This is a genomic window from Mesorhizobium sp. (assembly GCF_004962925.1).
Lineage (GTDB): Bacteria > Pseudomonadota > Alphaproteobacteria > Rhizobiales > Rhizobiaceae > Mesorhizobium.
Genome location: NZ_SUEO01000123.1, coordinates 1 through 8,393, shown reverse-complemented (window position 1 = coordinate 8,393; position 8,393 = coordinate 1). Strand labels below are relative to the sequence as shown.

General features: G+C 62.1%; 9 protein-coding genes. 5 read left to right on the top strand and 4 right to left on the bottom strand.

What is annotated here, in order from left to right; all coding sequences use genetic code 11:
* Nucleotides 1-241 precede the first annotated feature (241 nt).
* Together ilvD and E5W87_RS22145 are read left to right on the top strand one after the other, a co-directional pair.
* Nucleotides 242-1,966 carry a dihydroxy-acid dehydratase gene (gene ilvD / locus E5W87_RS22150; RefSeq protein WP_292402248.1) on the top strand — a complete coding sequence of 575 codons (1,725 nt, stop codon included), beginning with the start codon at nt 242-244 and terminating at the stop codon, nt 1,964-1,966.
* On the top strand, nt 1,953-2,789 hold the full coding sequence (locus E5W87_RS22145) for a tetratricopeptide repeat protein (RefSeq protein ID WP_292402245.1): 837 nt from the start codon (nt 1,953-1,955) through the stop codon (nt 2,787-2,789). The genes ilvD and E5W87_RS22145 overlap by 14 nt, the downstream gene beginning before the upstream one ends.
* Nucleotides 2,790-2,864: 75 nt before the next feature.
* Here the strand turns inward: E5W87_RS22145 and E5W87_RS22140 are convergent, their stop codons facing one another.
* From E5W87_RS22140 to erpA, 4 genes are all read right to left on the bottom strand, one after another.
* Nucleotides 2,865-3,161, bottom strand: a complete 297-nt coding sequence (locus tag E5W87_RS22140; RefSeq protein ID WP_292402240.1) for a hypothetical protein — start codon at nt 3,159-3,161, stop codon at nt 2,865-2,867.
* A gap of 100 nt (nt 3,162-3,261) precedes the next feature.
* Entirely contained in the window at nt 3,262-4,056 is a 795-nt protein-coding gene (xth, locus tag E5W87_RS22135; protein WP_292402237.1) for an exodeoxyribonuclease III, read from the bottom strand.
* A gap of 7 nt (nt 4,057-4,063) precedes the next feature.
* Nucleotides 4,064-4,456 (bottom strand): VOC family protein, encoded by a 393-nt coding sequence (locus E5W87_RS22130; RefSeq protein ID WP_292402233.1) that lies wholly within the window; start codon nt 4,454-4,456, stop codon nt 4,064-4,066.
* Nucleotides 4,457-4,458: 2 nt separating this feature from the next.
* A complete protein-coding gene (gene erpA / locus E5W87_RS22125; protein ID WP_292402230.1) occupies nt 4,459-4,806 on the bottom strand; it encodes an iron-sulfur cluster insertion protein ErpA in 348 nt (115 codons plus the stop codon).
* A 73-nt stretch (nt 4,807-4,879) separates the two neighbouring features.
* Between erpA and E5W87_RS22120 the strand changes: the two genes are divergently transcribed.
* The 3 genes from E5W87_RS22120 to E5W87_RS22110 all read left to right on the top strand — a co-directional run.
* Complete coding sequence (locus tag E5W87_RS22120) at nt 4,880-6,094, top strand: deoxyguanosinetriphosphate triphosphohydrolase (protein ID WP_292402227.1); 1,215 nt, start codon at nt 4,880-4,882, stop codon at nt 6,092-6,094.
* A gap of 63 nt (nt 6,095-6,157) precedes the next feature.
* Nucleotides 6,158-7,915: an arginine--tRNA ligase gene (gene argS / locus E5W87_RS22115; RefSeq protein WP_292402225.1), complete on the top strand. Its 1,758-nt coding sequence runs from the start codon at nt 6,158-6,160 to the stop codon at nt 7,913-7,915.
* Between the two features lie 184 nt (nt 7,916-8,099).
* Nucleotides 8,100-8,393, top strand: a 294-nt coding sequence (locus tag E5W87_RS22110; RefSeq protein ID WP_367118857.1) for a hypothetical protein, incomplete at its 3' end; no start/stop codon positions are given.

The following is an 8,393-nucleotide window of genomic DNA, read 5'->3' as shown; positions in this document are numbered from 1 at the left end:
GCTCTTTTTGTTTGAGTGGCCTTCCCGACCCCAAGCGGCGTTGCAAATATGCCGCGCCCCTCTGCCTCCTGCGATTGTGACGTTTTGGCAACAGTTTCTGGGCAACCCTCGTGCCGCAAGGGCGCCCGGGGACATTGCCTATTTCCCGCCATAAACCCGGCGCACCTCGGATTTGTCTCGGGACACGTGCCAAAAGGCTCGGCGATGGGGCAGGGCCGCATTGCCCGCGGCAAGGACGAGTATGAACGCCAGAGTCATCTCCAAGGCCAAGCTGCCCAGCCGCCATGTGACCGTCGGTCCGGCGCGTGCGCCGCACCGCTCCTATCTCTATGCTATGGGATTGTCGGCGTCCGAGATCGCGCAGCCGCTGGTCGGCGTCGCTAGCTGCTGGAACGAGGCGGCACCCTGCAACATCTCGCTGATGCGCCAGGCGCAGGTGGTCAAGAAGGGCGTTGCCGCGGCTAACGGCACGCCGCGCGAATTCTGCACCATCACCGTCACCGACGGCATCGCCATGGGCCACCAGGGCATGAAATCATCGCTGGTGTCGCGCGAGGTCATCGCCGATTCGGTCGAACTCACCATGCGCGGCCATTGCTACGATGCGCTGGTCGGCCTTGCTGGCTGCGACAAGTCGCTCCCAGGCATGATGATGGCCATGGTGCGGCTCAACGTGCCGTCGATTTTCATCTATGGCGGCTCGATCCTGCCCGGTTCCTACAAGGGCCGGCAGATCACCATCCAGGACGTGTTCGAGGCCGTCGGCCAGCACTCGGTCGGCACGATCGGTGACGCCGAACTCCTCGAAATCGAACAGGCCGCTTGTCCGTCGGCCGGCTCTTGCGGTGCTCAGTTCACCGCCAACACCATGGCCACCGTCGCCGAGGCCATCGGCCTGGCGCTGCCCTATTCCTGCGGGGCGCCGGCGCCCTACGAGATGCGCGACCGCTTCAATTTCGCCTCTGGCGAAAAGATCATGGAGCTGATCGCAAAGAATTTCCGCCCGCGCGACATCGTCACGCTGAAGGCGCTGGAGAATGCGGCAACCGTGGTTTCGGCCACCGGCGGCTCGACCAACGCAGCGCTGCATTTGCCGGCGATTGCGCATGAGGCCGGGATAAAGTTCGACCTCTTCGACGTAGCCAGGATCTTCGAGAAGACGCCCTATATCGCCGACCTGAAGCCGGGCGGCAAATATGTCGCCAAGGACATGTTCGAGGCCGGTGGCATTCCGCTTTTGATGAAGACGTTGCTCGACCACGGCTATCTGCATGGCGACTGCCTGACGGTGACCGGCCGCACTTTAGCCGAAAATATGGAGCACGTAGCCTGGAATGATAGCCAGGATGTGGTCCGTCCCGCCAACCGACCAATCACCCAAACGGGTGGTGTCGTGGGCTTGAAGGGAAACCTTGCCCCCGAAGGCGCGATCGTGAAGGTCGCGGGCATGTCGGAGCTGAAATTCTCTGGTCCGGCGCGCTGCTTCGATTCGGAAGAGGAATGTTTCCAGGCGGTTACGGATCGCAGCTACAGCGAGGGCGAGGTTCTCGTCATCCGCTACGAGGGGCCGCGCGGCGGTCCGGGCATGCGGGAAATGCTATCGACGACGGCTGCTCTCTATGGCCAGGGAATGGGTGGCAAGGTGGCTCTCATCACCGATGGACGCTTTTCGGGCGCGACACGCGGTTTCTGCATCGGCCATGTCGGGCCGGAAGCCGCGGTGGGTGGTCCGATCGGGCTGCTCAGGAATGGCGATTTGATCTCGATCGACGCGGTGAACGGCACGATCGAGGTTAATCTGTCCGACACCGAACTGGCGACAAGGGCAAAGGCATGGAAGGCGCGCGGGACCGACTATCAGTCGGGCGCGATCTGGAAATATGCGCAAACGGTAGGGCCTGCCCGCGACGGCGCGGTCACCCATCCCGGTGGTGCCAAAGAAACACATTGTTATGCGGATATCTGAGTTGCTGAGGTCGTCTGTCTTTTCGGCACTGGTTGCGATCGCCACTTTTGGCGCGACCTTGGGCGCCGCGGGCCAGGCCGTGGCCTTCGACGACAAGGTGTTCGACGACAAGACCGGCGTGAAGCCACAGTCGAGCCCGTGGGCGGTGTTCCAGTTCGGCTTCTCCGCCTACAAGAACGGCCGCAAGGAGCAGGCCGCGGAGGCCTACAAATACGCGGCCGAAAACGGCCAGATCGGCGCCACCTGGAAACTTGCGCGCATGTATGCCGAGGGTGACGGCGTGGAGCGCGACGATTACGCGGCATTCAAGTTCTTCTCAGAGATCGTCGACCAGGACGTCGAGCCCGGCTCGCCGGAAGAGAGCTATGTGTCGGACGCGCTCGTCGCGCTCGGCGATTATCTGAGGAAGGGCATCCCCGGCAGCCCCATCACGGAGGACGAGGTGGCGGCCCAGGAATATTACATGCGTGCCGCCGCCAACTACCGCAACCCGAATGCGCAGTTCGAGATGGGCCAGATCTTTCTGAACGGCAAGGGTGGCGTAAAGGCCAGCATCAAGCAGGCCGGACGCTGGTTCCAGCTCGCTGCGGAAAAGGGCCATGCCGGTGCGCAGGCGACGCTCGGCAACCTGCTCTTCCAGAGCGGCAAGATCGTTCGGGGGCTGGCGATGATGACTGCGGCACTTGAACGGGCCTCACCTTCCGACCAGCCATGGATACGCGGCATGCAGGAAGAGGCGTTTGCCGCCGCGGGCGAAGCCGACCGCCGCACCGCGATTTCGCTGGCCGATGACATCCTCACCAAGGGTGGCGGCGACCAGTAGCCGCGAAGGCCGTAGTCACGAAGCCAGTAGTCACGAAGACTGGGTATCTCGAAAAATCAAATCGGACGGCCGAGATCAGTTCCCGGTCGATTCCGTCGGAACGAGGCCGGACTCCGGCGTTGAAATCGGCGTAGCCGGCAGATGCGGCGCAAGCATGTTTTCTGGACAATCGTCCCTAATCTTTGTCCACGACGTGTTGTTGAGCACCATGTCGCAGCGGGCGAGATGGCTCTGACCGGAGAGCGTCAGGCAGGCGACCTGGCCGATCTGGAATGATTTTCCGTTGGCCAGGCATTCCGCATCGGCAAAAGCCGGGGTCGCCGCGAGGGCGAGCGCCGCAGCACATAGGCAAAGCGCAAACCTGATCGTCATCCTGAATCCCAGCCGAACCCCGGATTGCAGCGGAACCCCGGATTGTGGCGATATGACGGTCTATCGGCCGGGAATCCGGGTGATCCGAACCTCGAAATGATCAGATTGGCGCAAAAGCCAGCTCGACGGCCACCGGCACGTGGTCGGAGGGTTTTTCCCAGGCGCGCACGTGCTTTTCGATCGAGGCTGAGGAAAAGCGGTTGGCGGCTTCGGGCGAAAGCAGCAAGTGATCGATCCGGATGCCGTTGTTCTTCTGCCACGCGCCGGCCTGATAGTCCCAGAATGTGTAGGTGTCCGGCGCGTCGGTGACCGCGCGCACGGCTTCGGTGAAGCCAAGATTCTTCAGCCGGCGAAACGCTTGTCTCGTCTGCGGCTGGAACAGCGCATCGCCCAGCCAGTTCTCCGGGAATCTCGCGTCGATGTATTCGGGGATGACATTGTAATCACCGGCCAGCACCAGCGCCTCTTCGAGCATGAGTCGTTCCTCGGCCCAGCGCTCCAGCCGCGCCATCCAGGAAAGTTTGTAGGAGAACTTCTTCTCGTCATCGATCGGGTTGCCGTTCGGCAAATAGAGCGAGGCAACGCGCAACGCGCCCTTGTCGGTCGAAAACACGCCCTCGATGAAACGCGCCTGCTCGTCGGCATCGTCGCCCGGCAGGCCTCTGATAACCTCGTCGAAGCGCAGCTTCGACAGGATGGCGACGCCGTTGAAACCCTTTTGGCCATAGATTTCGACGTTGTAGCCAAGCGCCTCGATCTCGGCGCGCGGAAACTGCTCGTCGACCGTCTTGATCTCCTGCAGGCAGGCGATATCAGGTGCGCTTTCCGTCAGCCAATGGGTCAAATTGCCGAGGCGGGCCCGAACGCCGTTGATGTTCCAGGTGACGATTTTCATGACGGCCTCATTGCTGTTCCGGTGGATGACGTTCGACGAGGCCGATCGTATTGCCTGCCGGGTCCTTTAGGAAGGCCATCCATTCGCATTCCCCAGCCGGCCCGAACAGGCCTTCGGTATCGCGATGGACGAGCATCGGCGGCGCGGTGAAGGGGACACCGGCGGTTTTTGCCGAGGCGTGGAAATCGTCGAGGTCTGATATATCGAGATAGACGGTGCCGGCCGGCAGGCCATCGGAGAACAGCAGCCGCACGTCGCCGGCCATGATGAAGGCGATGCCGGGCGGGTCGAAGCGCACGTGCACCGCCATGCCGAGCACGTCGTGCCAGAACGCCAGCGTTGCATCGAGATCGCGCCCGGCTGAAAGCGCGACCTGACGGACCGCGCCGACGGCAGGCATTTCTATATACTGAAGCTGGTGCCGCAGCCGCACGAGGCGACCGCATTCGGGTTCCTGATCTGGAACGACTGGCCCATCAGATCGTCGACGAAATCGATCACTGAGCCGCCCATATAGACCAGCGAGAGGTCGTCGATCAGCACGGTGGCGCCGTCTTTCTCAATGGCGACGTCGTCATCGTTGCGCGTATCGACCAGGTCGAACTTGTAGGAAAAGCCGGAGCAGCCGCCGCCTTCGACCGAAACGCGCAGCGCCGTCTTGCCGGTTTCGCCAGATACAATCTTGGCGATCCGCCTGGCGGCGGCGTCGGTCATCTCCACTTTCATGGCAGTCTTGGCATCAGCGCCCATGGGCGTCACCTTGCTTTCGGTTTCACATGATAGGTATGAAGCGCGAGTAGGCAAGTCAACTGCGGTATCGGCGATGACCAACGAGTTGGGCGACATCGGATTCGGCTATCGGCCGCGCGCGGCCTATGCCTGCGATCCGGCGAAATCGCGCGGGCGGCTGTTCGACGAGGTGGAGAGCCCGACCCGCACGCCGTTCCAGCGCGACCGCGACCGCATCATCCATTCGACGGCATTCCGCCGGCTGAAGCACAAGACGCAAGTGTTCGTCGCGCATGAGGGCGACCATTACCGCACCCGGCTGACGCATTCGATCGAGGTGGCGCAGATTGCGCGCGCCTTGGCGCGGGCATTGCGCGGCGATGAGGATCTGGCCGAGGCGGTGGCGCTGGTGCACGATTTCGGCCACACGCCCTTCGGCCACACCGGCGAGGACGCGCTGAACGAGAAGATGGCCGGATGGGGCGGCTTCGACCATAATGCACAATCGCTGCGCGTGGTGACGCGGCTGGAGAGTCGCTATGCCGAGTTCGACGGGCTGAACCTCACCTGGGAAACGCTGGAGGGGCTGGTCAAGCACAACGGACCGCTGACCGATGCCCGCGGCAAAGGCCTGAAGGGGCCGGTGCCGCAAGCGATCCGAGACTATTCGGAGCTGCACGACCTCGAACTCGACCGCTTCGCCGGCATCGAGGCGCAGTGCGCGGCGATCGCCGACGACATCGCCTACAATACGCATGACATCGACGACGGCCTGAGATCAGGCTTGCTGACGCTGGACATGCTGGAAAAGGTCTCGTTGCCGGGGTCGATCCTCGAAGGCGTGCGCCAGCGCTATCCGGCGCTGGACGATGTGAGGACAGGGCACGAACTTATGCGGCGGCAGATCACGATGATGGTCGAAGATGTCATCGTGTCAACAACCGCGAACCTTGCGCGCATCAAGCCGGACAGCGCCGATGCGGTAAGGGCGGCAGGCGAGACGATGGTGACCTTTTCCGCCGAAATGGCCACGTCGGAAAAGGAATTGAAGGCCTTTCTCTACAAGCATCTCTACCGGCACAAAGAGGTCATGCGCGTGCGTACCGAGGCCGAGCAGATCGTCAAGGACCTGTTCGAGGTCTATTTCGCCGATCCGCGCGCCATGCCCGATGGCTGGCGCGAGGGGCTCGATCGGGCCGATGATCGCATCAAGGCGCGCAGCGTTGCCGATTTCCTGGCGGGCATGACGGACACCTACGCTTTGAAAGAACACCGCCGTTTGTTTGACCATACGCCTGAATTGAGCTAGGGCGGGCTCGATTTTGCCGGGATCCCTGCAAAGCCGCCAGAGCCACACCCCAGAGCTACACCAATGAACATCTTCGCCGATTTTAACGCGCGAATCACCAGAGCTGTCGAAGCGCTTGATTTGAAAGACAAGGACGGCGGTTCGCTGGACCTGTCGCGCATCGCCGTCGAGCCGCCGCGCGACGCGAGCCATGGCGACCTGGCGACGAATGCGGCAATGGTGCTGGCCAAGCCGACCGGCCAGTCGCCACGCGCACTGGCTGAAAGGCTGGCACAGGCGCTGCGCGCCGACACCGACATCGCCGCGGCCGAAATTGCCGGTCCGGGATTCGTCAACCTCAGGCTCAAAGATGCGTTCTGGCAGGTGCATTTGACCGCACTGCTCGGCGAAGGCCGCAACTATGGCCGCTCGACGGTTGGCGGCGGCAAGAAGGCCAATGTCGAATATGTCTCGGCCAACCCGACTGGACCGATGCATGTCGGCCATTGCCGCGGCGCCGTGGTTGGTGACGCGCTCGCCAATCTGATGGCTTTCGCTGGTTATGACGTGACCAAGGAATACGTCATCAACGACGCTGGCTCGCAGATCGACGTTCTCGGCCGCTCGGTCATGTTGCGCTACCGCGAAGCGCTCGGCGACGAGATCGGCGAGATTCCTGCCGGGCTCTATCCGGGCGATTATCTCGTACCGGTAGGCCAGGCGTTGGCCGGCGAATTCGGCCGCTCCTTGTTGCAGATGCCGGACGAAGAAGCGCTTGCCATCGTCAAGGACAGGACGATCGATGCGATGATGGCGATGATCCGCGAGGATCTGGCGCTGCTCAACGTGCATCACGACGTCTTTTTCTCGGAGCGCACGCTGCACGCCGACAACGCCCGGAAAATCCGTTCGGCGATCAACGACCTGACGCTTAAGGGCCATATCTACAAGGGCAAGCTGCCACCCCCCAAGGGCGAGAAGCCGGACGATTGGGAAGACCGCGAGCAGACGCTGTTCCGCTCGACAGCCGTGGGCGACGATCTCGATCGGCCGCTAGTCAAGTCCGACGGCACTTTCACCTATTTCGCCGCCGACGTCGCCTATCTGAAGGACAAGGTCGATCGCGGCTTCGTCAAGCTGATCTATGTACTTGGCGCCGATCACGGCGGCTATGTAAAGCGCCTGGAAGCGCTCGCCCGGGCGATTGCCGGCGACGAGGTGAAACTTACCGTGCTGCTTTGCCAGTTGGTGAAGCTGTTTCGCGACGGCGAACCGGTGCGGATGTCGAAGCGGTCGGGCGATTTCGTGACGCTGCGCGAAGTGGTGGAGGAGGTCGGCCGCGACCCGATCCGCTTCATGATGCTCTACCGCAAGAACGATGCGCCGCTCGATTTCGACTTCGCCAAGGTGACGGAGCAGTCCAAGGACAATCCGGTGTTCTACGTACAGTACGCCTCGGCGCGCTGCCATTCGGTGTTCCGGCAGGCGAGCGAGCAGCTGGGCGAGGCCAATTTCGACCGCAATCGGCTGGCGGCCGCCACTGATTTACTGACCGACGAAGGCGAGATCGGCCTGATCAGGAAACTTGCGGAATATCCGCGGCTGATCGAATCCGCGGCCCTTGCGCTCGAGCCGCACCGGCTGGCATTCTACCTCTACGATCTCGCCTCCAGCTTCCATGGACATTGGAACCGCGGCACCGAAAATCCGGACTTACGTTTTGTTAAGGTTAACGACCGACAATTGACGCATGCCAGACTAGGGCTGGTGCAGGCTGTTTCGGACGTTTTGACGTCCGGCCTGACGCTGATCGGAGCCGATGCGCCCACCGAAATGCGTTAGGTTTGACTAAAAAACCTGTCACCTTTTGCCCACATTGCGCTGGTAAGGGCCAACCCTACGCGACGTCCATGGCGTCCGAATGAGTGCGAGTTCGGGAACAATAATGGCAGACAGAACCCAGCTGAGAGCAGCCGCCCAAAACGATATCGCTGACGATGATCCGTTCGCAGAACTGACCAAGATCATGGGGTTCGACCCGCGTCAGCCGGCTTTCGAGGCCACTGACGCGGTGGACGACGAGCTTGGGGACGACGAGCTTGCCGCGTCGCTTGAACAGGATTTGCTGCTGGACGATGATGCGGCGGACGAAACTGCCTATGCCGCTGCTGCCGACGACGTGCGTTCTGGCATTGCCGAAGCATCCGCGCCGGCTGTTGAAGCTGCTTTCGATAACGATTTCGACGATGCGCTCGCCAGTTCGCTCGAAGATGTGTCGCCATTCGAAGACGATTTGGCGATGGACGACAAGGTTGGGGAC

Coding starts and splice junctions, on each gene's coding strand:
- ilvD (WP_292402248.1), top strand. CDS start 242: ATGAACGCCAGAGTCATCTCCAAGGCCAAGCTGCCCAGCCGCCATGTG.
- E5W87_RS22145 (WP_292402245.1), top strand. CDS start 1,953: ATGCGGATATCTGAGTTGCTGAGGTCGTCTGTCTTTTCGGCACTGGTT.
- E5W87_RS22140 (WP_292402240.1), bottom strand. CDS start 3,161: ATGACGATCAGGTTTGCGCTTTGCCTATGTGCTGCGGCGCTCGCCCTC.
- xth (WP_292402237.1), bottom strand. CDS start 4,056: ATGAAAATCGTCACCTGGAACATCAACGGCGTTCGGGCCCGCCTCGGC.
- E5W87_RS22130 (WP_292402233.1), bottom strand. CDS start 4,456: ATGCCTGCCGTCGGCGCGGTCCGTCAGGTCGCGCTTTCAGCCGGGCGC.
- erpA (WP_292402230.1), bottom strand. CDS start 4,806: ATGGGCGCTGATGCCAAGACTGCCATGAAAGTGGAGATGACCGACGCC.
- E5W87_RS22120 (WP_292402227.1), top strand. CDS start 4,880: ATGACCAACGAGTTGGGCGACATCGGATTCGGCTATCGGCCGCGCGCG.
- argS (WP_292402225.1), top strand. CDS start 6,158: ATGAACATCTTCGCCGATTTTAACGCGCGAATCACCAGAGCTGTCGAA.